Below are 20540 nucleotides of genomic sequence, written 5' to 3'. Positions count from 1 at the left end.
TCACCAGACTGCCTGGCTTACAAGCCGCTGACTGTCAGGAAACTCCGATGTCTGTTGTCGTCCGCCATGACTGGGATCGCAAAGAGCTGCAGGCGCTGTTCGATTTGCCGTTCCCGGAGCTGCTGCACCGCGCGGCCAGCGTGCATCGCGCGCACTTCGACCCGGCGCAAGTGCAGGTGTCTACCTTGCTCTCGGTCAAGACCGGCGGTTGCCCGGAAGACTGCGCGTACTGCCCGCAGGCGCAGCGTTACGACACCGGCGTGAGCGCGCAGAAGCTCATGGAGACCGAAGAGGTCGTGGCCAAGGCACGCCAGGCCAAGGCCGCCGGCGCCTCGCGCTTCTGCATGGGCGCGGCCTGGCGCTCGCCCAAGGAGCGCGACATCCCCAAGGTCGCGGCGATGATCCGCGAGGTCAAGGCCATGGGCCTGGAAACCTGCGCCACGCTCGGCATGCTCGACGCCGGCCAGGCGCGTGCGCTCAAGGATGCCGGGCTGGACTACTACAACCACAATCTGGACACCGCGCCGGATTATTACGACTCGATCATCCACACCCGCCAGTACCAGGACCGCCTGAACACGCTGGAGCATGTGCGCGATGTCGGCCTGAAGACCTGCTGCGGCGGCATCGTCGGCATGGGCGAAACCCGCGAACACCGCGTCGGCCTGCTGCTGGCGCTGGCCACGCTGCCGGCGCATCCGGATTCGGTGCCGATCAACCAACTGGTGCAGGTCCCCGGTACGCCGCTGCACGGCACCCAGCAGCTGGATCCGTTCGAGTTCGTGCGCATGATCGCCGTCGCCCGGATCGCCATGCCGAAATCGATGGTGCGCCTGTCCGCCGGCCGCGAGGCGATGAGCGACGAACTGCAGGCACTGTGCTTCCTGGCCGGTGCCAACTCGATTTTCTACGGCGAAAAACTGCTCACCACCGGCAACCCGGACACCGAGCGCGACCAGGCCCTGTTCCAGCGCCTGGGCCTGCGCCCGATGCAGATCACCGTGGATGCGGCCGAGCACGATCATCCCGGCACCGTCCATGCGGAGATCACCCGCAGCGCGGCCTGCGAGCACGCCGCCTGACCCGGCGCCGGGCGCCGGTCGTCGGTGGCGGCTGGGCGCCCCGAGCCCGGCACGCTACGCTAGCGGGCCTTCCCTGCCGTTGAACGCCCCCATGGCTCGCCCCGATCTGCACGAACGGATTTCGTCGCTGCGTAAATTGCGTGTGGCCCAGGAACGGGTGCGGGTGCGGCGACAGGTGGGGCGGCGCGATGGCGTGCGGCTGGAGATCGATGGCCGTTGGCTGACCGGTTTCTGTTCCAACGACTACCTGGGTCTGTCGCAACAGTTCGAAGTGGTCGCCGCGCTGCAGGATGCCGCTGCCCGCGATGGTGCCGGCGCCACCGCCTCGCATCTGATCTGCGGCCACCACACCGCGCACGAAACGCTCGAACGCGAAATCGCCGACTGGTTGGGTTATCCGTCGGCGTTGCTGTTCGGCAGCGGCTTCATCGCCAATCTGGCCGTGCAGCAAGCGTTACTCAGCGAAGAAGACGACGTCTGCGTGCAGGACCGGCTCAATCACGCCAGCCTGCTCGATGCCACGCGGCTGGCCGGTTGCCGGCTGCGGCGCTATCCGCACCTGGACGTGGAAGGCGCGATGCGCCAGCTCAAGGGCGCGCCCGAAGGCGCGGCGATGCTGGCCACCGACGGCGTTTTCAGCATGGATGGCGATGTCGCGCCGCTGCGCGCCTTGAGCCTGGTGGCACGCATGCAGCACGCGCTGTTCTATGTGGACGACGCGCACGGTGTCGGCGTGCTCGGTCCGCAGGGGCGCGGTTGCGTGGCCGATGCCGGGTTGGGCGTGGCCGAAGTGCCGTTGCAGTTGGTCACCCTGGGCAAGGCGCTCGGTGGCTACGGCGCGGTGGTGGTGGGCGAAGAGGCGTTGGTGCGCCATCTGGCCGAAACTGCGCGCCCCTACATCTACACCACTGCACTGCCGCCGGCGCAAGTGGCGGCCACCCTGGCGGCCGTGCGCCTGGCGCGTCGCGACGATTGGCGGCGTACGCGCCTGGTCGAATTGATCGGTGCGTTCCGCGATGGCGCGCGCAAGCACGGCTTCGAACTGATGGCCTCCGACACGCCGATCCAGCCGCTGCTATGCGGCGAGGAAGCAACCGTGATGGCGATGTCGGCTGCGCTCGAACACGCAGGTTTCATGGTTGGCGCCATTCGTCCGCCCACCGTGCCCGAAGGCAAGGCGCGCTTGCGCGTCACCTTGTCTGCGCTGCATACGCCGCAGCAGGTGCAGGCATTGATCGAGGCCATCGTGCAGGCGCGCGACGTGGTCAGTCGGCAGCCGCTGCGTGCCTCTGCCTGAGACACGCGGCAGTGCGTGGCTGGCCTGCATGCGAGCACGCGTTGGCCACTCAGCCAATGCAGCGATTGCACGACGCAGCTGCATGGCAGGCGACAACGGCGCGCTGACCGTGCATTGCGGGATGGATCGCCTGAATTGGACCCGCCGTGCAACCGGTGCGCGCCTGCATCCAATCGCACCCGGCCACTGACATGCCACTGGCGACACCTGGCACGGATACGGCGGCGCAACGTCGCGTGTGGGAAGCGTTGTCGCGGCTGTACCTGGACAGCGACAGTTGCGACGACGACGGCATCGCGCGCGTCCTGGCTGCCTCGCCCTTCACCCTGGACCAGTTGCGCACGATGTTGTTGTACGAAGTGCACCCGGTGCTGATCGGCAATCTGCGCAGCGTGGCCGGCGTCTGGGACGGCTTCGATCCCGACTGGCTGGCTGCGGCGATCCAGGCGCGGCGCGCACGGCGCCGACACTGGCCGGCGCGCTGGCACTGGTGCGGCCATGCGCGCGCGCAATGGGCACTGCTGGCTCCAAAGATCGTCGCACTGCGTGCAGCCGCCACGCATTGACGCCTGGGCGCTGCACCCACCATCGGATCTGCGTGCCTCCAATCGCCAGCGCGCATCCCACCATGCGTGCCGGCACGCCACAATCGGCGACAATGCGCGCATGCATATCGATGTCATCGGCCACGGGCCTGCGCTGGTTCTCCTGCACGGTTGGGCACTGCACGGCGGCGTGTTCGCACCGCTGGTGGAGCGCCTGGCGCCGCACTATCAATTGCATCTGGTCGACCTGCCCGGGCACGGCTTCAGTCGCGACGACAGCACGCCGCTGGCATTGCCCTATGTGGTTGCAGAAATTGCGGCCGCCACACCGCCGGCGGTCTGGCTCGGCTGGTCGCTGGGCGGGCTGTTTGCGCTGCATGCGGCCGCCACCCTGCCGCAGGTGCGTGGGTTGGCGATGATTGCCGCCACGCCGCGTTTCGTGCGTGGCAACGATTGGCCCAGTGCCGTCCAGCGCGAGGTGTTCGTGCAATTCGGGATCGAGTTGTCGCGCGACTACCGCGGCACGCTGGAGCGTTTTCTTGCGCTGGACACGCTGGGCTCGGCGCATGCACGCAGCGAACTGCGCAGCCTGCGCGAGACGCTCACCGCGCGTGGCGAACCGGCACCGGAGGCGTTGCAGCAAGGGCTCGCCCTGCTCGAACGCACCGATCTGCGCCGCGCCGTGCCGCAGCTCGCACGCCCCAGCCTGTGGATCGCCGGGCAACGCGATCGCCTGGTGCCTGCAGCCGGCATGCATGCCGCCGCCGCGCTCAGCCCACACGCGCAGGCGCTCACCATTGCCGGCGGTGGTCACGCGCCGTTTCTGGGTCATGCAGATCAGGTGAGCGAGGCGCTGCAACGCTTCGTTGCGTCCGTGCCATGAGCCGATCGTCGATCATGCGACATCGCTGATCGAGGACATCTCGCATGGATCTGGGAATCGCTGGCCGCTGGGCGTTGGTCTGCGCCGCAAGCAAAGGGCTGGGTTTGGGCTGCGCACGTGCATTGGCCGGCGAAGGCGCCAATGTGGTGATCGCCGCGCGCGGCCGTGAGGCACTGGAGCACGCCGCCGACGCCTTGCGCGCACTGCCCGGCGCTGGCCAGGTGCGCAGCGTGGTTGCCGATATCGCCACGCCGGAAGGACGCAGCGCCGCACTTGCGGCCTGTCCGCAGGTCGACATCCTGATCAACAACGCGGGCGGCCCGCCGCCGGGCGATTTCCGCCAGTGGGAACGCGCCGACTGGTTGCGCGCGCTGGACGCCAACATGCTGGCGCCGATCGAACTGATCCGCGCCACCGTCGATGGCATGCGCGCACGCCGCTTCGGCCGCATCGTCAACATCACCTCTAGCGCGGTGAAGGCGCCGATCGACATCCTCGGCCTGTCCAATGGCGCGCGCGCCGGCCTGACCGGTTTCGTCGCCGGGCTCGCGCGCAGCACCGTGGCCGACAACGTCACCATCAACAACCTGCTGCCTGGGCAGTTCGCCACCGACCGCTTGCGCGGCAACTTCGCCGCCATCGCGCAGCAACAGGGCAGCAGTGCCGACGAGGTCGCCGAACGCAAGCGCGCGGGCATTCCGGCGGCGCGTTTTGGCGAGCCGGACGAGTTCGGCGCGGCCTGCGCCTTTCTGTGCAGCGCGCAGGCCGGCTATATCACCGGACAGAATCTGTTGATCGATGGCGGCAGCTATCCCGGCACGTTCTAGCGCGGCGCCTTGCACGCCCGATCGATTCCCTCCGCCCCTGCCAGGGGCGACAATAGCCTTGCCATGACCAGTACTTTCGATCCCCGCCACGTCCGGCGCGCCTTTGCGCGTGCCGCCAGCACCTATACCGCCGCCGCCGCGCTTCAACGCGAAGCGGAAGCCCGCCTGCTCGAATCGCTCGACTACCTGGGCGAGCAGGTGCCCAAGGTGGTGCTGGATGTCGGCGCCGGCCCCGGCCATGCTAGCGCTGCAATCAAGAAGCGCTGGCCCAAGGCACAGGTGATCGCGCTGGATCAGGCCATGCCGATGCTGCGCCAGGCGCGCAAGGCCGCAGGCTGGTGGAAGCCGTTCACGCAGGTATGCGCCGATGCGCGCGCGCTACCGGTTGCCGACGGCAGCGTGGATGTGATCTTCAGCAATCTGTGCCTGCAGTGGGTGGAAGACCTGCCGGCCGTGTTCGCCGGTTTCCGCCGCGCGCTGCGCCCGGGCGGGTTGCTGCTGTGCTCCACCTTCGGCCCGGAAACGCTGATCGAATTGCGCGAGGCCTTTGCGCAGACCGACCCGGCCCCGCACGTCAGCCGCTTTCCGCCGATCGCCCAATTCGGCGATGCCCTGCTGATGTCCGGGTTCCGCGACCCGGTGCTGGACCGCGACCTATTCACCCTGACCTACAACGATCTGCCCGCACTGATGCGCGAGCTGCGTGCGATGGGGGCAACCAATGCGCTCAGCAACCGCCGCGCCACCCTGACCGGACGCGGTCGCTTCGCGGCCGCCAGCGCTGCCTACGAACCGCTACGGCGACCGGACGGCACCCTGCCCAGCTCCTGGGAAGTGATCTACGCCCATGCCTGGGCACCGGCGCCGGGCGCGCCCATCCGCGAACACGGGCACGACGTCGCCAGCGTGCCGGTCAGCGCCATCCCGATCCGCCGCCGCAACAACTGAACGGCGGTACAGAACGCCGGTCCGCGCGCATCCACTGCCGGTGAGACACAGCGTATTGCGCCCATGCCACTGCTCCGCGGTCAGGCTCGGCGGTGACACTTGCTAGAATTCTGAAGTGACCGGCCGCACTTCCTTCGTTGCGGCTCACCTTGTTCGATGGTGGCTACCGACACGACGCAGCAGTGCTGCGTGCGTTTCTTGGCAGCCACTCTCACGTTTGCGGCCCCCCGCCCCCAATCGGCCTCCCTCATGTTGAAGTGGCTCCTCATCGCGCTGTTCATCGCATCGGCGCTCTACATCCATTATCGCGGTCGCGTGCGGCACCGGCTCAGCCGGCAGTTGCTGGACCATTCCACCTTCATGGCCCCCATCAACACACTGATGTACCTGTGTTCGCGGGTGCCGACCACCCCGTTCATCGACCCGGGCAAGGAATTTCCCGAGCTGGCGCCGCTGCGCGCGAGCTGGCCACTGATCCGCGACGAAGCGGTGGCATTGCAACAGATGCAGAAGATCCGCGCTGCCGAAGGCTATACCGACATCGGCTTCAATTCGTTCTTCCGGCGTGGCTGGAAGCGCTTCTATCTGAAGTGGTACGGCACCGCGCATCCGTCTGCCGCCGAATTGTGTCCGCAGACCACCGCCCTGCTGAAATCCATTCCCACGGTCAAGGCCGCGATGTTCGCCGAGCTGCCGCCGGGCAGCGAACTTCGCCCGCACCGCGACCCGTTCGCCGGCTCCATGCGCCTGCACCTGGGCCTTGCCACACCGAACGACGACCGTTGCTTCATCGACGTCGACGGCCAGCGCCACAGCTGGCGCGATGGCGAGTGGACCATGTTCGACGAGACCTATATCCATTACGCGCGCAACGACACCGACCAGGACCGCATCATCCTGTTCTGCGATATCGAACGCCCGATGCGTTGGCGCTGGGCGGCGGCGGTGAACCGCTTCGTCGGCCGCAGCCTGCTCTCGGCCGGCGCCTCGCCCAATCAGGAAGGCGACAAGACCGGCGGCATCAATCGCGTGTTCCGCTATTTCTACGCCGCCCGCCTCAAGGCCAAGGCGCTGAAGGAACGCAACAACCCGCTGTACCAGGTGCTCAAGTGGAGCATCTTCATCCTGGTGGTGGTCGGGATCGTGTTGCTGTAATCCCCGCCTACCCGCGTAGAAGCGCACCCGGGCGCGAGCGTCGTCGTCGATAACGCCTCATCGCGCCCAGGTGCGCTGCTACGCAGCGCTGGTCGATGCACTCAGCGCGATACCTGCGCAATCCATTCCTGCAGGTTGTAGTAGTTGGTCACGCGGGTGATCGTGTCGCCGCGCACGTCGAAGAACGCACCGCCCACCAGCACATAGGTCTGCCCGTTGGCCTCCGGCAGGCCTTCGTCGGTGGTGTGATAGACGCCATGCACCACGTACTCGGCACCGACCCGGGTGCCATCGTCGTTGGCGATGACGACCACATCGCGCAATTGCTCGCGGTAGCTGTCGTTCATGCGCTGCAGGAACGCGGCAAATGCGTTGCGGCCGATTTCGCGCGGACCTTGGTTGAGGTCGTGGGCGACGTCCTCGGCCAGAAACGCCAACATGCCGTCCCAATCGCCACGGTTGAAGGCTGCGTAGTAGGCCTGCACCAGGCCAATGGCGTGTTGCCGATGGGTCTCGCTCATGCTCGAACCTGCCCGCTGGGAAAGCCGCATCATAGGCCTGCGGTCACGGCCCTTGCACCACCAGATCGCGGTGGAAGTAATACACCTCCTGCAACAGGAAGCGCCAGCTGGTGTGGAAGCTGCGAAACCGCGTGCTCGGCGTGGACGAAGCCAGCGCGTCGATACCCAGTTCCTGGCTCAGCCGCAGCGCGCGCGCCATGTGCAGTGGGTCGCTGACGATGATCGCCCGATGCAGGCCGTGCCGCTCCATCAGCGTGCGTGCCTGTTCCAGGTTCTGCCGGGTGGTGCGCGAGGTGGTTTCGATCACGATGGCTTCCGGCGGAATGCCGTGGCGCAGCGCGTAGCGTCGGGCCACCTGCGATTCGGCAAAGCGTGCGCCGTTGCCGAAGCCGCCGGTGAACAGCAGCCGCGGCGCATAGCCCTGCGCGTACAGGTCCAATGCGTGCCGGATGCGTTCTTCGAACACCGGCGAAGGGCGCGCATCGTAGGCGGCCGCACCCAGCACGATGATCACATCGGCCGGTGCGGCCTGATCGCGGTCGCCGATCCACACGATCCAGCCTGCCACGGCCACCAGCCAGATCAGCGCCAGCATGCACAACCGCCAGCCCCAGCCCCACAGGCCGAGCCCGCGTGAGCGCCTGCTCACGCCGCGGCCCAAGGCAAGGCATCCAGATCGACATTGCCGCCGGACAGGATCAGCCCCACCCGCCGCCCGGCAAACCGTGCCGGCTGGGCCAGGACCGCGGCCAGGGCGATCGCCGAAGACGGCTCGACCACTTGCTTGAGCAACTGCCAGACCAGCCGCATCGCCTGGACGACCGCCGCATCGTCCACCGTGATCACCTGTGCCCCGGCGCGCTGCAGCACTGCGAAGTTGGGCGCGCCCAAGGTGCCGCGCAGGCCATCGCAAATGGTGTCCGGCACGAAATCGACCAGCCGCTGCCCGGCCGCCAGCGAACGCGCGGTGTCGGCTGCGCCGGCCGGCTCGGCCAGTACCAGCTCGCAGTCCGGCGAGGATTGCAGCGCCAGTGCGGCGCCGGCCGCCAGCCCACCGCCGCCGACCGGCGCCACCAGCACATCCAGCCCGCCGCTTTGGTGCAACAGCTCCAGCGTGGCGGTGCCCTGCCCGGCGATCACTGCACGGTCGGTATACGGGTGCACCAGTTTGGCGCCGCTGCCGGCCTGCACCTCGGCGCACATCTGTTCCCGCGCCGCGATGGTCGGCGCGCAACGCCACAACGTGGCGCCGTTCCGGGAGATATTGGCCAGCTTGGCCGCCACCGCGCCCTCGGGCACCACCACATGGCAACCAATGCCGCGCGTGCGTGCGGCAAGCGCCAGCGCCGCGCCGTGGTTGCCGGAGGAATGCGTGACCACACCATGCGCAGCCAGCTCATCCGGCAGCGACCACACGGCATTGCAGGCACCGCGGAACTTGAATGCGCCGCTGCGCTGCAAATGCTCGGCCTTGAAGAACAACTGCGCACTGCTGAGCGCGTCCAGACTGTGCGATGTCAGCAACGGTGTCGGCGCGCAGTGCGGCGCAATCCGCGCAGCGGCCTGCAGGACGTCGGAATGGGCAAGGGGGACCGTCTCGATCATGCCTGCAAGATTAACGTATCGCCTCCTCTTCACGGGTCGCACGCAGCGCCGCCGCGCATGCTGGATCGATGACAAAGCGTCGCAATGCCGCACAATTAAGGACCGATTCAATGCATCGGTTCGACAGTGGCACCATGGTTGCAGGAGGGCACCATCCATGAAATTCCGTCTGATCTTCGCCGCCGGGCTGTTGGCCCTGGGCGGCTGCGCAACCTACGACTACACCGGCGGTGGGTCGGGCGGCTATTACCGTGGTGCGCCTGCCGTGCAGTATCGCTATCCGCCCGGCTACTCCCCGTACTTCTACGGCAACCCGTATGGTTTGCCATATGGGTATGGCGCCGGGTCGATCGGCCTGTACGACTACCCTGTGTATCCGGTCTATCGCGGTGGTGGCGGCTACTACTACCGGCAGTACGATCGCCGTCCGCAGTACCGTCCGCCGCGGCCGAACGGCTCGTTCAACAACGGGCAGCGCCCCGGCGGCTCGCGGCCGCAGCAACCCAATCGCCCGCCGGCAACCGGCGCGCCGCCGTCGCGGCCGCCACCGCGTATCGGCGCGCCGCCGCGCGTCATTCGCGAGATCCAACGGCAAACCGCGCCGCGCAACACACGCGAACAGATTCCGTGAGAGGCTGACTGCGACCTGGCCCACACTTGGCGACATTGGGGGCTTGCGTTCAGCTAACGATTGGCCGCAAGCTAGGTGCTCTGTGTGACCCGCCACGTCATTTTTTGACCGGGCCAGCCCCACTGACGACTTATGTCGATGTCCGACAGGGAAATCTGGATCCCCCCTGTTCCGGCCCTGTCGGATATCGGCGCCTACAACACAGAAAGCCCCGGCATGCCGGGGCTTTCTGTTTTTGTTTCGACGGTTGCCAAGCAGGCTGCAGCGGAACGGGCGCGTGCGCCATTTCGCAGAAACCTTAAAAAAAATAAGGGTCGGCAGTCCCCCGACTACCGACCCTTACGCTACCCCATCGCACGCGCGGCTGGCCCCTGTTCCAATTCCAGCCTTTGCGCCCATGTCGCAATGCCACGACGGGTGCAGTAGGGATATCCGCACGAAACATGCCAACTTGAGGGTCACGTACGTAAATTGTGATTTTCATCACATTTTCTAGCGAACGAGTGACCTCGCCCGCCCTTCAGCCGATACTTCGCGGCCGTTTTCCTTTTCCCGCTCCTGGTCCACGCCCATGTCCGACTCCTTCTATCGCTACGACGTCATCGTGATCGGTGGCGGTCATGCCGGCACCGAGGCCGCCCTGGCATCTGCACGCACAGGGGCGCGCACCTTGTTGCTTACCCACAACATCGAGACGGTGGGCGCGATGAGCTGTAACCCGGCCATCGGCGGGATCGGCAAGGGCCACCTGGTCAAGGAGATCGACGCACTCGGCGGGGCGATGGCACGCGCCGCGGATCTGGCCGGCATCCAGTGGCGCACGCTCAACGCCTCCAAGGGGCCGGCAGTGCGTGCCACGCGCTGCCAGGCCGATCGCAACCTGTACCGCGCTGCGATCCGCTGCATCGTCGAGGCCCAGCCCAACCTGACCGTGTTCCAGGCGGCAGTGGACGATCTGATCGTCCACAACGGCACGTCCGAAGCCGACAGCGTGCGCGGCGTCATCACCCAGACCGGGCTACGTTTCCAAGCGCCTTCGGTGGTGCTGACCGCCGGGACGTTCCTGGCCGGCAAGATCCATGTCGGCCAAACGCAGTACGCGGCCGGGCGCATGGGCGATCCGCCGGCCACCACGCTGGCCGCGCGCCTGCGCGAGCGCCCGTTCGCGATCGACCGGCTCAAGACCGGCACCCCGCCGCGGATCGACGGGCGCACCCTCGATTACGGCGTGATGGCCGAGCAACCCGGCGACGACCCATTGCCGGTGATGTCGTTCATGGGCCAGGTCAGCGACCATCCGCGCCAGGTCAGCTGCTGGATCACCCAGACCACCGAACAGACCCACGAGATCATTCGCAACGCGCTGCACCGCTCGCCGCTGTATTCGGGGCAGATCGAAGGCATCGGCCCGCGCTACTGCCCGTCGATCGAAGACAAGGTGGTGCGTTTTGCCGAGAAGACCAGCCACCAGATCTTCGTCGAACCCGAAGGGCTGGAGGTGGCCGAGATCTATCCCAACGGTATTTCCACCTCGCTGCCGTTCGATGTGCAGCTGGCGCTGGTGCGCTCGATCCACGGCTTTGCGAACGCGCACATCACCCGCCCCGGCTACGCCATCGAGTACGACTTCTTCGACCCGCGCGGGCTCAAGGCCTCGCTGGAGACCAAGACGGTGGGCGGGCTGTTCTTCGCCGGGCAGATCAACGGCACCACCGGTTACGAAGAGGCCGCCGCCCAGGGTCTGCTGGCCGGACTCAACGCAGCGCGCCACGTGCAGGGGCTGCCGGCGTGGTCGCCGCGCCGCGACGAGGCCTACCTGGGCGTGCTGGTGGACGATCTCATTACCCACGGCACCACCGAGCCGTATCGCATGTTCACCAGCCGCGCCGAATACCGCTTGCAGCTGCGCGAGGACAATGCCGATGCGCGGCTGACCGGCGTCGGCCGTGCGATGGGCCTGGTGGACGACGCGCGCTGGGCGCGCTTTGCGGCCAAGCAGGAGGCCGTGCAACGCGAAACCGCGCGGTTGTCGACGCTGTGGGCCACACCGGGCAATGCGCTGGGCCGCGAGGTGGCCGACGCGCTGGGCGTGACGGTCAGCCGCGAAACCAATGTGCTGGATCTGATCAAGCGCCCCGAACTCAACTACGCCACCTTGATGCGGGTGCCGACCCTGGGCCCGGGCGTGGACGATGCGCAGGTGGCCGAGCAGGTCGAGATCAGCGTCAAGTACGCCGGTTATCTGGATCGCCAGCGCGACGATATCGCGCGTCAGCAACGTCACGAAACCACGCCGATCCCGGAAGGTTTCGATTACGCCAGCGTGCGCGGCCTGTCGATCGAAGTGCAACAGAAACTCGAGCGCGTGCGTCCCCAGCACATCGGCCAGGCACAACGGATTCCCGGCATGACGCCGGCAGCGATCTCGCTGCTGCTGGTGCATCTAGAGCGCGCGCGGCGCAGCCAGGTGGCGTGATCGACGCGACGATCGCTGCCCGTCGGCAGCGATCGCCGGGCCATCCATCCCTCTGAAGGCAGCAGTGAGCGCGCCAGTCATCGCGAAACGATGGCGTGTGCCGATTAGCGAACATGCGGGCGAGCAAAGGCGACCTGAGCCGACCGAACGGTCGAAGCGGACTCAAGCGTTATTGCTATGATTTGCCAACGACGACACATTTCGACACATGAACGCATCTCGCACGTTACTGCCGGCGATGTTTCGCAGCGCCTGCGCCCTCCTGCTGTTGACCCTGGCATGCAGTTGGCCGGCGCATGCCAGGACCGAAGAAGACGGGCGTTACTGGCTGAGCGTCTACGCGCAAGGCAAGCTGCCGGTCGAAAACCTGTACTGGAGCATGGATGTGCATCCGCGCTGGCGCGAGGAAGGCGAACAGTTCGATCAACTGATCTTGCGCCCTGCCGTGTTCTATCGGCTCAATCCCAAGGCCAGTGTCTGGATGGGTTACGACACCATCATCAGCCATCCGGCCGGGCAGCCATCCAACCGCGAGAATCGCTGGTGGGGGCAATTTCAATATCAATTCGATCCGATCGCCGAGATCACCGTTACCAGCCGCACGCGCCTGGAACAGCGTCACCGCGAAGGCTTCAGCGATGAAGGGTATCGCGTGCGGCAGATGATCCGCGCGGTGCGCCCCAGCGGGTTCAGTCCGCAATTGTCGTGGGTGGCGTTCAACGAAGTGTTCGTCAATCTGGATCAGACCCGATGGGGCGCACAACGCGGTCTCGATCAGAACCGGGTGTTTGTCGGCATCAACTGGAAATTCAATGCCATTGCCAACGCCGATGTCGGTTACCTGAATCAGTTCGTCAACACGCGTACGGTGGATCGGGAAAACCACGTCCTGATGACCACGTTCCGCTTCAATTTTTGAGCATCACGTGCGCGTGGGCCAATGCAGGGCGAAGTTGAAAGCGCTGCGTTCAATCGACCCCGGCGCCATGCTGACTAGTTTCGACAGGACCTGCGGGTTGCCGACGAGCCACCGATGACGACCGTGACGGTTCGCGTGGTGCACAGCGCCCTTGGCGCCCACACAGCTGCCGGCGCACGGCTGCACCCAGGTGTTCTTTTTGCGAGGCGAGCCCGCACGCGGTGACACACGCCCCGACGCTGCAGTGACACCGCCACAGGTGCGGCAGCGCGTGCCTCGGCACGGCTGCCGCAGGCTGTCAGGCGGCCCTGCGTTCGATCGCGGGCAGCAGGCGCTGGCGTAGCGTCAACGCCGCCAGGTCCAGCGTTTCACCGGCGGCACGCAAGACGCTGCCCATGTTGATGAAGCCGTGGATCATGCCCGGGAAACTATGCAGGGTGACCTCCACTCCCGCCGCACGCAGGCGCTCGGCATAGGCGCGGCCTTCGTCGTACAGCATGTCGCGGTCGCAGACCACGACCAGCGCAGGCGCAACGCCGGCGACATCCGGCGCCAGCATCGGCGAGACACGCCAGTCATTGGCCACCGCCATATCCGGCAGCAGATGGCGGTTGAAGAATTCCACCGCTGCCGCAGTCAACGGTGGCAGGCCGGCATTGAGCGAGCGCGATGGATACACGCCGCTGTCCTGGCGCGCGTCGGTCAGCGGATAGACCAGCAGCTGGCAACGCAAGGCGATGCCGGCATCGCGCGCGGCCAATGCGGCAACCGCGGCCATGGCGCCGCCGATACTGTCGCCGCAGACGGCAAGGCGCTGCACATCGGCGCCGACCGTGTCCGGGTGCGCAACCAGCCAATGCAACGTCGCGATGACATCTTCCACGCCGGCCGGCGCCGGATGCTCGGGGGCCAGACGGTAATGGATCGCCAACACCTGACAGCCAGCACGCGCCGCCAGTTGCCGGCACACATCGTCATGCGATTCCAGATCGCCCACCAGACCGCCGCCGCCGTGCACGAACAGGCAGGTCGGGGCTGGGCCGGCCGCGAGCCCCGTGGGGCGGTACAAGCGCAAAGGCACTGCACCGGTGGCGGCGTCGGCCTGCAGATCGCGTACCTCGGCCATCTCGATGCGCGGGAAACCGAACTGCGCGCCCACCGCGCGCATCATCGCGCGCGCGCCTTCGATCGGCAGGGTTTCCATGGGCGGCTGCGCCGCCTCTTGAAGCTGGGCGAACAGACGCACGACATCAGGATCAAACGACATGACGAACTCTCCGATAAGCGATGGTCGAGCTTGCCAGATTGTTATGAACCATCACTATTCAAATCGTTAATCAGTACCGACAAAAAGGCCGGTGGTCCGGGCACGTACGCAAAAAAGCCCAAAATTGCTGAAAAAGTGGCCGCACACGCGCAGATTGGCCGCTCGGCGATGTCGCAATGACTGCAGCGTGCGCGCTGAATTTGCTGCGCTGCATCGCAACCAATGCGCTGCTGCTGCGGCCTGTTGGCGCTTCCTAGTCGTTGTCTTCGGCAGCCGCTTCGCGGCCTTGCTGGCGAATGAGGTTTTCCTGGCGCGCATCTTCGATCGAGGCACGGACGGCGCGTACATCGGCGCGGCGGGTGTCGAATTTGAACCGCCCGGTGAGCACGCTGTCCGGGCGCAGTTCGCCCTTTTCGAACAGCGCCCACATCTCTTCGCCGTAATGGGTGTCCAGCAGCTCGGGCGCGAAACGGCCCAGGCAGTCGCGCAGGTTGTGCACATCGCGCAGCAGCATGTCGCGCGCGGCATTGTTGCCAGCGGCACTGACCACCTGCGGAAAGTCGATCACCACCGGGCCATCGGGCGAAACCAGCACGTTGTATTCGGACAGATCGCCGTGCACCAGGCCCAGCGACAGCATCTTGACCACATCGCCGATCAGGCTGGTGTGGAAGGCGCGCGCCTGCTCGGGTTCCAGGTCCACCTCGCCCAGCCGCGGTGCGCTGTGACCGGCGTCATCGGTGACCAGATCCATCAGCAGCACGCCGTGGAAGTAACCGCGCGGTTTGGGCACATGCACCCCGGCATCCACCAGTTGATAGAGCGCGTCGGCTTCGGTGTTCTTCCAGGCGGTTTCAGCTTCCTTGCGGCCGAACTTGGTGGCCTTGCCCATCGCGCGGGCCTGACGGCTGCCACGCACCTTGCGGCCTTCCTGGTACTGCACGCGCGCCTGGAAACTGCGTTGCGCCATGTCCTTGTAGACCTTGGCGCACAGGATCTCGGCGCCTGCGCTCACGACGTAGACGGATGCTTCCTTGCCGCTCTTCAGTGGTCGCAGCACTTCGTCGATGACGCCGTCGTCGATCAGCGGCTGCAGGCCGTTGGGGGTTTTCATGGACTAAGAGCACCGATCCGTCACAAACCAGCGGCGATTATGCGGCAAGCAGGGTGAAGCGCTTACATGCCCACGCACAGAGTGTGAGCCGGGGCATGCCATGGCGCGAGCGCTTACCATGCACGGACCTGTCCGCTGCCGCACTCCTATGCCCGAGCCCGCCTCCAGCCGCCGCAAACGTCCCGCCACCGTGGTTGCGGCCGGCAGCGATCGCGGCCTGCCGCATGAGCTGATGCAGCAGATCGCCGCCGCCCAGGGCGATCCGGACTTCATGACCTCGCTGGGGCGCGGGCTGGTGGTGCTGAGCGTGTTCGCGCAGCACGCGCGCGAAGTGACGATGTCGCAGATCAGCCTGGAAACCGGTATCTCGCGCGCAGCCGTCCGGCGCGTGCTGCATACGCTGGCCAAGCTGGGCTATGTGGGCGAGCAGGGACGTGGCTACGTGTTGCTGCCGCGCGTGCTGGGCATCGGCGGCGCGTACGCGGCGTCTTCATCGATGACCGCGGCCGCACAGCCGGTCCTGGACGGGCTGCGCGACCAACTGCACGAATCGTGTTCGCTGGGCGTGCTGGATGGCGACGATCTGCTGTACGTGGCGCGCTCGGAAACGGTGCGCATCATGTCGATCGGGCTGCGCCCGGGGACGCGGCTGCCGGCCTACTGCACCTCGATGGGGCGGGTGTTGCTGGCCGCCCTGCCCGGCGACACCTTGCAGGCGTATCTGGAACGCACCACCTTGCGTCCGCGGACCGACCGCACGGTGACCCAGGCCTCGGCGCTGCTGGAGGTGCTGGCGCGCACGCGCCGCGAAGGCATGTGCCTGACCGATCAGGAACTGGAAATCGGCCTGCGCTCGATCGCCGTGCCGGTGCGCAACCTGCGCGGCGAGGTGATCGCCGCGCTCAACATCGGCGCCCAGGCCGGGCGGGTGAGCCTGCAGACGATGCAAACGCAGTTGCTGGAACCGCTGAAGCAGGCGGCGCAGCGGCTGGGAACCTTGCTGAGTTAGTGCAGCACCTTGCGTTGGCGCGGGCGTCGCCCGCGATGCATCTGACCTGCCGCTGTGCTGCATAAGCGCTAGTGGCGCAGTGGTGGCTGGCAGAGGTCAAAAGCAATCGCGTCCACGCATTGCGCGCGTGCCCGACGTGCATGCGAGGCTGCACATCGCAAAGCGCCAGGCCAGGCCTGTTCGAATTGATCGCCACTTGCTGTTGCACGCGTCCCGACCCAGGCGGCAAACAAGACGTAGCGAGCAGTCGGCAGATGGATGCGGATGACGCACAGGAACCGCAATGCACGAGGTTGCAATGCCGCACCGGGCACCGACCACGCCCGCCTGACGGCCGCGCAGTCTTTTGTTGACGGCTCCTAGCGCGGCCGGCGCAGAAAGCTCACTACCGCATCCACCCACGCCGCGTGGCTGTCTTCGACCTGGGCCACGTGGTCGGCGTGCGGTAGGGTCACCCAGCTGCGATCTTCGCTGCGCAGGCGTGCGTAGAGATGCGCGTTGTCTGCCTGGGTGGCGATCGGGTCGTCGACGCCGCGCAACAGCAAGACCGGCACCGTCGCGACTTGCTCGGGGTGGAAGGCGAACTGCTCCATGGCGCGCCAGTCGGTGCGCACCGGGTCCGCTGCCAGCGCCTGGGCGACGTAAGCCGCACGCACGCCCGGTGGTGCCGCATTGGCGGTGATGAAGTCCTCACCGGCCGCAGCGGCCGTGGTGGGTGCGCGCAAGGGCCGATCTGCCGGAACCGCCGGCGCGGGCGCTGCATCCACGTCATCGGGGAAGCCAAACAACACCAGGGCAGACATCGCCTGCGGTTGCTGCTGCGCGAGCAGCAACGCCACCCGCGCGCCGTTGGAATAGCCCAGCAATGCCGGCGGCGGCAGGCCGGGATGGGTCTGCGCGACCCAGGCCAGCACATTGCGGACATCGGCCACTGCACGGGCGGGCGTATTCCAGCCCGTGCGGTCGCGTGGGCTGCCGCCGTAGCCGCGCAGATCCACCGCATACGCGGCAAACCCGGCTTGCGCGAGCGCTGCAAGGACAGAGCGCGCGTCACGCGGCTCGCCAGGCACCTGCAAATCGAAGTTGGGCAATGCGCTCCAGGTGCGGCCGTGCACCAGCACGATCGTGCCACGTGGCTGCGCGGGCACGCGCGACCACACGGTCAGCGTCTGGCCATCGTCGGTACGCACCCGCGCCGACACGGTGCCGGGGCCGGGCTGCGGTTGTGCGTGCAGCGCCGCGGTTGCCAATGACACCACCAGCAGGCAGACCAATCGATGCAGCATGCAATGTCTCCGGTTGCGGTGGGTTGAGCGCCGCCAATACGCGTGTGCGCGCAGTCGGCAGGCGATTCTGGACGGCGCGCCAGGCACCACAGTGTACGAGTGGTTCCCGCCGCACCGAATGCCGACCACACGCGCCGGGCGCTGAGCGCAGTCGGTTGCCCGCCGCCCGGAGACCACTCTTACCGCGGTTGCGCCGCCGAGGCTGCGCCGGCGTCGGCCGCTTGTTCTTCCAGGATCGGCCTGGCCAGCGCGAACGCGTGGTTGGCGGCCGGCACGCCGCAGTAGATCGCCGCCTGCAGCAGCACTTCCTTGATCTGCGCAGGCGTGACGCCGTTGTTGCGCGCCGCACGCACGTGCAGCTTGAATTCTTCATCGTGGCCTAGCGCGATCATCATCGACAGGGTGATCAGCGAACGGGTGTGGGCCGGCAGGCCGTCGCGGGTCCAGATGCTGCCCCAGGCGTAGCGGGTGATCAGGTCCTGAAATTCTTCGGTGAATTCGCTACGCGCGGCCAGCGCACGGTCGACGTGCGCATCGCCAAGGACGCGTCGGCGTTCGCGCATGCCGGCTTGATAACGTTCGTCTTCGTGCATGGGGTGTCCTTGCAAGGTGGGAAAGCTCACTGGCCCTGAAGAAAGCCGAGCACCGCCTGGTTGAACGCGGCCGGCGATTCCAGGTTGCAGATGTGGCGGCCGGGCACCTGGGCGTAATGCCCGTCCGGCGCGGCATAGGCGATCTCGCGCAGGTCAGGCGGCGGGCACACCGGGTCGTCGTCGCCGGCCAGCGCCAGCAGCGGCAGGCTTAGCCCGTCCAATGCGCCGCGGAAGTCCGCATCGGCCACCGCCTGGCAGCAGGCGATGTAGCCGGCAGGCGAAGTGGACACGAAGGCAGCAGCGATCATGTCCAGGCGCTGCGCATGGCTGATGGCAAATTCGGGGGTAAACCAGCGCTGCAGCGTGGCATCGATCAGCGTCGGAAGGCCTTCGCTGCGCACCTGTTCGATGCGGGTTTCCCAGGTGGCGGCACTGCCGATCTTCTGCGCGGTGGCGCACACCACCAGCCGGCGCAAGCGCTGCGGTGCATGCAGGCCCAGCCACTGGCCGGTGAGCCCGCCGATCGACAGGCCGCAGAAATCGCTTTGCGCGATCTCCAGGGCGTCCCACAGTGCCAGCACGTCCTGACCCAGGTCGGCGACGCTGTACGGGCCGGGCGGCGTCTCCGAATACCCATGGCCGCGGCGGTCGTAGCGCAGGATGCGGTAGTGCGGAGCGAAGGCTTCGAGCTGCACGTCCCACATGTGCAGATCGGTGCCCAGCGAATTGCAGAAAGTCAGCCAGGGGCGTCCTTCGGTGCCGTCCAGGCGGTAGTGCAGGCGATGCGTGGGCAACTGGAGATAAGCCATCGAGGCACCGTCAACAGGAAGAAGATCCAGCCAGCACGCGGTCGATCCACACCGAGGACATGCCGCGCCAACTTGCGCTATCGAACACTGCCTGCAGTTGCGCGTGCGTGAGCACCGCGCTCACCTGCGCGTGCTCGCCAAGCACCTCGCGCAAATGCCGTTGCTGCGCCTGCGCGCGCAGCGCTGCCTGTTCCACCAGGGCGTGCGCCTGCGGCTTGCCCAGGTGTGGCGCAAGCGCGAACACGGCCGCCTCGGCGTAGAGCAGCCCGCCGTGGCTGTCCAGATGCGCCTGCATGCGTGGGCGATCCAGTTCCAGACCCGACAGGCACAGCTGCATCTGCGCCAGGCTACCGGCGGTGAGGCAGACGATCTGCGGCAAGGTGTCCCACTCGGCATGCCATTGCCCGGCTGCGCGCTCGTGCGGCTGCGCCATGGCGCTGAACAAGGTGGCGACCAGGCCCGGTACGCGTGTGGCCGCAGCCACGGCTGCCACGCTGGAGACCGGATTGCGCTTGTGCGGCATCGCCGAGGAGCCACCTTTGCCGGCGGCGGCCGGCTCGAACGCTTCGCCCACCTCCGTTTGCATCAGCAACACCACATCGCCGCCGATCTTGCCCAGCGTGCCGGCCAGCAGACCGAAGGCGCAGCCGACCTCGACGATGCGGTCGCGCGCGGTATGCCAGGGCAGCGCGGGCAGCGGCAACGCCAGGGCGCTCGCCAGCGCCTGCGCCACTTCCAGGCCACGGCCCTGCAACGAGGCCAGGGTGCCGGCCGCGCCGCCGAACTGCAGCACCAAGGCATCGTGCCGCAAGGCGTGCAGGCGCCGCTGCGCACGCTGCAGGGCGTCCAGCCAACCGGCGACCTTGAGCCCGAAGGTGACCGGCACGGCCTGCTGCAGCAGGGTGCGACCGGGCAGGCCGGTGTTGCGCTCGCGTTCGGCCAGCACCGCCAGATCGGCGCACAGGGCGTGCAGACGCGGCAGCAGCAGATCCAGTGCGGCGCGCAGCTGCAGCACCGTGCCCGTATCGATGACGTCCTGGCTGGTGGCGCCCCAGTGCACCCAGCGCGCGGCGGCGTTGTCGTGCGCGGCCACCTGCGCGGTCAGCGCCTTGACCAGCGGAATGGCGGGATTGCCGGCCAGCGCCGTGGCCTGCGCCAGCGCGGCCAGATCGTAGTGCTGCACATCGCAGGCAGCGGCAATGGCCTGCGCGGCCTCGGCGGGAATCACCCCGCACTGCGCCTGGGCGCGCGCCAGCGCCGATTCGAACTGCAGCATCGCCTGCACGCGCGCGGCATCGTCGAACAAGGCCTCGCACGCAGGCTCGCCGAACAAGGATCCCAACAACGAAGATGTCGCACTCATGCATTGCATCTCTAGGCGAGCCGGCAGCATCGCACCGATGTACCAAGGTGCCAACTAGACCAAAGGGCAATGCATCGGGCGCGCCTGGCACTGCCGGGATGATGTGGATGAGGCCATGCGTGCTTGCGCTGCGTGCACGCGAGTGCACGTGTGCGCCTGCCTGCCACGATGCGCGCTGCCCCGGATGCATGTGCGTGAGGCGTCACGGCG

General features: G+C 67.1%; 20 protein-coding genes and 1 other RNA gene. 11 read left to right on the top strand and 10 right to left on the bottom strand.

Annotated features, from left to right (window positions below; translation table 11 throughout):
• The first annotated feature begins 47 nt into the window (after window positions 1-47).
• The 7 genes from bioB to lpxO all read left to right on the top strand — a co-directional run bounded on the left by bioB (window position 48) and on the right by lpxO (window position 6737).
• Window positions 48-1082, top strand: coding sequence for a biotin synthase BioB (gene bioB / locus ACCQ07_RS01950; protein WP_005912728.1), 1035 nt, complete (start codon window positions 48-50; stop codon window positions 1080-1082).
• Window positions 1006-2379: an 8-amino-7-oxononanoate synthase gene (bioF, locus tag ACCQ07_RS01945; RefSeq protein WP_031420792.1), complete on the top strand. Its 1374-nt coding sequence runs from the start codon at window positions 1006-1008 to the stop codon at window positions 2377-2379. Before bioB ends, bioF begins: the two co-directional genes overlap by 77 nt.
• 191 nt (window positions 2380-2570) lie before the next feature.
• On the top strand, window positions 2571-2945 hold the full coding sequence (locus ACCQ07_RS01940) for a DUF7079 family protein (protein ID WP_209261076.1): 375 nt from the start codon (window positions 2571-2573) through the stop codon (window positions 2943-2945).
• Between the two features lie 100 nt (window positions 2946-3045).
• Window positions 3046-3807 carry a pimeloyl-ACP methyl ester esterase BioH gene (bioH, locus tag ACCQ07_RS01935; protein WP_014089124.1) on the top strand — a complete coding sequence of 254 codons (762 nt, stop codon included), beginning with the start codon at window positions 3046-3048 and terminating at the stop codon, window positions 3805-3807.
• A gap of 44 nt (window positions 3808-3851) precedes the next feature.
• On the top strand, window positions 3852-4634 hold the full coding sequence (locus tag ACCQ07_RS01930; RefSeq protein ID WP_218496766.1) for an SDR family oxidoreductase: 783 nt from the start codon (window positions 3852-3854) through the stop codon (window positions 4632-4634).
• Between the two features lie 63 nt (window positions 4635-4697).
• On the top strand, window positions 4698-5582 hold the full coding sequence (gene bioC / locus ACCQ07_RS01925; protein ID WP_280294048.1) for a malonyl-ACP O-methyltransferase BioC: 885 nt from the start codon (window positions 4698-4700) through the stop codon (window positions 5580-5582).
• 249 nt (window positions 5583-5831) lie between these two features.
• A complete protein-coding gene (lpxO, locus tag ACCQ07_RS01920) occupies window positions 5832-6737 on the top strand; it encodes a lipid A hydroxylase LpxO (protein WP_008578114.1) in 906 nt (301 codons plus the stop codon).
• Window positions 6738-6838: 101 nt separating this feature from the next.
• On the opposite strand, the gene ACCQ07_RS01915 is transcribed toward lpxO, so the two are convergent.
• Genes ACCQ07_RS01915 through ACCQ07_RS01905 form a run of 3 tightly spaced genes read right to left on the bottom strand, consistent with a single transcriptional unit; the run spans window position 6839 to window position 8863 of the window.
• The gene (locus ACCQ07_RS01915; protein WP_005912741.1) at window positions 6839-7258 is read right to left on the bottom strand and encodes a ketosteroid isomerase-related protein; all 420 of its coding nucleotides are present in this window, start codon (window positions 7256-7258) and stop codon (window positions 6839-6841) included.
• Window positions 7259-7301: 43 nt separating this feature from the next.
• The gene (locus tag ACCQ07_RS01910; protein WP_005912742.1) at window positions 7302-7919 is read right to left on the bottom strand and encodes a YdcF family protein; all 618 of its coding nucleotides are present in this window, start codon (window positions 7917-7919) and stop codon (window positions 7302-7304) included.
• Window positions 7904-8863 (bottom strand): pyridoxal-phosphate dependent enzyme, encoded by a 960-nt coding sequence (locus ACCQ07_RS01905; RefSeq protein ID WP_011346082.1) that lies wholly within the window; start codon window positions 8861-8863, stop codon window positions 7904-7906. The genes ACCQ07_RS01910 and ACCQ07_RS01905 overlap by 16 nt, the downstream gene beginning before the upstream one ends.
• 157 nt (window positions 8864-9020) lie before the next feature.
• On the opposite strand from ACCQ07_RS01905, the gene ACCQ07_RS01900 reads away from it, so the two are divergent.
• The 3 genes from ACCQ07_RS01900 to ACCQ07_RS01890 all read left to right on the top strand — a co-directional run bounded on the left by ACCQ07_RS01900 (window position 9021) and on the right by ACCQ07_RS01890 (window position 12889).
• A complete protein-coding gene (locus ACCQ07_RS01900) occupies window positions 9021-9494 on the top strand; it encodes a hypothetical protein (protein WP_005912746.1) in 474 nt (157 codons plus the stop codon).
• Between the two features lie 571 nt (window positions 9495-10065).
• On the top strand, window positions 10066-11970 hold the full coding sequence (gene mnmG / locus ACCQ07_RS01895) for a tRNA uridine-5-carboxymethylaminomethyl(34) synthesis enzyme MnmG (protein WP_372363725.1): 1905 nt from the start codon (window positions 10066-10068) through the stop codon (window positions 11968-11970).
• Between the two features lie 238 nt (window positions 11971-12208).
• Window positions 12209-12889: a DUF2490 domain-containing protein gene (locus ACCQ07_RS01890; RefSeq protein WP_008578109.1), complete on the top strand. Its 681-nt coding sequence runs from the start codon at window positions 12209-12211 to the stop codon at window positions 12887-12889.
• Between the two features lie 298 nt (window positions 12890-13187).
• Here the strand turns inward: ACCQ07_RS01890 and ACCQ07_RS01885 are convergent, their stop codons facing one another.
• Together ACCQ07_RS01885 and ACCQ07_RS01880 are read right to left on the bottom strand one after the other, a co-directional pair.
• Window positions 13188-14156, bottom strand: coding sequence for an alpha/beta hydrolase (locus ACCQ07_RS01885; protein WP_136733343.1), 969 nt, complete (start codon window positions 14154-14156; stop codon window positions 13188-13190).
• Between the two features lie 253 nt (window positions 14157-14409).
• Window positions 14410-15270, bottom strand: a complete 861-nt coding sequence (locus ACCQ07_RS01880; RefSeq protein ID WP_008578107.1) for a PA4780 family RIO1-like protein kinase — start codon at window positions 15268-15270, stop codon at window positions 14410-14412.
• A gap of 148 nt (window positions 15271-15418) precedes the next feature.
• Between ACCQ07_RS01880 and ACCQ07_RS01875 the strand changes: the two genes are divergently transcribed.
• Window positions 15419-16279: an IclR family transcriptional regulator domain-containing protein gene (locus ACCQ07_RS01875; protein ID WP_014089115.1), complete on the top strand. Its 861-nt coding sequence runs from the start codon at window positions 15419-15421 to the stop codon at window positions 16277-16279.
• A 224-nt stretch (window positions 16280-16503) separates the two neighbouring features.
• Here the strand turns inward: ACCQ07_RS01875 and ACCQ07_RS01870 are convergent.
• The 5 genes from ACCQ07_RS01870 to ACCQ07_RS01850 all read right to left on the bottom strand — a co-directional run bounded on the left by ACCQ07_RS01870 (window position 16504) and on the right by ACCQ07_RS01850 (window position 20330).
• A non-coding RNA gene (locus ACCQ07_RS01870) (sX9 sRNA) lies at window positions 16504-16578 on the bottom strand.
• A 60-nt stretch (window positions 16579-16638) separates the two neighbouring features.
• On the bottom strand, window positions 16639-17565 hold the full coding sequence (locus ACCQ07_RS01865; RefSeq protein ID WP_127171875.1) for an alpha/beta hydrolase: 927 nt from the start codon (window positions 17563-17565) through the stop codon (window positions 16639-16641).
• A 179-nt stretch (window positions 17566-17744) separates the two neighbouring features.
• Complete coding sequence (gene pcaC, locus ACCQ07_RS01860; RefSeq protein WP_008578104.1) at window positions 17745-18158, bottom strand: 4-carboxymuconolactone decarboxylase; 414 nt, start codon at window positions 18156-18158, stop codon at window positions 17745-17747.
• Between the two features lie 26 nt (window positions 18159-18184).
• Window positions 18185-18967, bottom strand: coding sequence for a 3-oxoadipate enol-lactonase (pcaD, locus tag ACCQ07_RS01855; protein ID WP_029818393.1), 783 nt, complete (start codon window positions 18965-18967; stop codon window positions 18185-18187).
• Between the two features lie 10 nt (window positions 18968-18977).
• Window positions 18978-20330 (bottom strand): 3-carboxy-cis,cis-muconate cycloisomerase, encoded by a 1353-nt coding sequence (locus ACCQ07_RS01850; RefSeq protein WP_014089112.1) that lies wholly within the window; start codon window positions 20328-20330, stop codon window positions 18978-18980.
• Window positions 20331-20540 lie beyond the last annotated feature (210 nt).

It is taken from the genome of Xanthomonas sp. NCPPB 3583, from assembly GCF_041475715.2.
GTDB classification, from domain to species: domain Bacteria; phylum Pseudomonadota; class Gammaproteobacteria; order Xanthomonadales; family Xanthomonadaceae; genus Xanthomonas; species Xanthomonas euvesicatoria.
Note: the sequence above shows the minus strand (reverse complement) of the source record. Positions and strands in the feature narration are given on the sequence as shown.

What these genes read in the sequence shown, in the direction of transcription:
- ACCQ07_RS01940 (WP_209261076.1), top strand. Translation starts at nt 2,571, where the DNA reads ATGCCACTGGCGACACCTGGCACGGATACGGCGGCGCAACGTCGCGTG.
- ACCQ07_RS01850 (WP_014089112.1), bottom strand. Translation starts at nt 20,330, where the DNA reads ATGAGTGCGACATCTTCGTTGTTGGGATCCTTGTTCGGCGAGCCTGCG.
- ACCQ07_RS01915 (WP_005912741.1), bottom strand. Translation starts at nt 7,258, where the DNA reads ATGAGCGAGACCCATCGGCAACACGCCATTGGCCTGGTGCAGGCCTAC.
- pcaD (WP_029818393.1), bottom strand. Translation starts at nt 18,967, where the DNA reads ATGGCTTATCTCCAGTTGCCCACGCATCGCCTGCACTACCGCCTGGAC.
- ACCQ07_RS01865 (WP_127171875.1), bottom strand. Translation starts at nt 17,565, where the DNA reads ATGCTGCATCGATTGGTCTGCCTGCTGGTGGTGTCATTGGCAACCGCG.
- bioF (WP_031420792.1), top strand. Translation starts at nt 1,006, where the DNA reads ATGCGGCCGAGCACGATCATCCCGGCACCGTCCATGCGGAGATCACCC.
- ACCQ07_RS01900 (WP_005912746.1), top strand. Translation starts at nt 9,021, where the DNA reads ATGAAATTCCGTCTGATCTTCGCCGCCGGGCTGTTGGCCCTGGGCGGC.
- mnmG (WP_372363725.1), top strand. Translation starts at nt 10,066, where the DNA reads ATGTCCGACTCCTTCTATCGCTACGACGTCATCGTGATCGGTGGCGGT.
- ACCQ07_RS01930 (WP_218496766.1), top strand. Translation starts at nt 3,852, where the DNA reads ATGGATCTGGGAATCGCTGGCCGCTGGGCGTTGGTCTGCGCCGCAAGC.
- lpxO (WP_008578114.1), top strand. Translation starts at nt 5,832, where the DNA reads ATGTTGAAGTGGCTCCTCATCGCGCTGTTCATCGCATCGGCGCTCTAC.
- bioH (WP_014089124.1), top strand. Translation starts at nt 3,046, where the DNA reads ATGCATATCGATGTCATCGGCCACGGGCCTGCGCTGGTTCTCCTGCAC.
- ACCQ07_RS01880 (WP_008578107.1), bottom strand. Translation starts at nt 15,270, where the DNA reads ATGAAAACCCCCAACGGCCTGCAGCCGCTGATCGACGACGGCGTCATC.
- pcaC (WP_008578104.1), bottom strand. Translation starts at nt 18,158, where the DNA reads ATGCACGAAGACGAACGTTATCAAGCCGGCATGCGCGAACGCCGACGC.
- ACCQ07_RS01885 (WP_136733343.1), bottom strand. Translation starts at nt 14,156, where the DNA reads ATGTCGTTTGATCCTGATGTCGTGCGTCTGTTCGCCCAGCTTCAAGAG.
- ACCQ07_RS01890 (WP_008578109.1), top strand. Translation starts at nt 12,209, where the DNA reads ATGTTTCGCAGCGCCTGCGCCCTCCTGCTGTTGACCCTGGCATGCAGT.
- bioB (WP_005912728.1), top strand. Translation starts at nt 48, where the DNA reads ATGTCTGTTGTCGTCCGCCATGACTGGGATCGCAAAGAGCTGCAGGCG.
- ACCQ07_RS01905 (WP_011346082.1), bottom strand. Translation starts at nt 8,863, where the DNA reads ATGATCGAGACGGTCCCCCTTGCCCATTCCGACGTCCTGCAGGCCGCT.
- bioC (WP_280294048.1), top strand. Translation starts at nt 4,698, where the DNA reads ATGACCAGTACTTTCGATCCCCGCCACGTCCGGCGCGCCTTTGCGCGT.
- ACCQ07_RS01875 (WP_014089115.1), top strand. Translation starts at nt 15,419, where the DNA reads ATGCCCGAGCCCGCCTCCAGCCGCCGCAAACGTCCCGCCACCGTGGTT.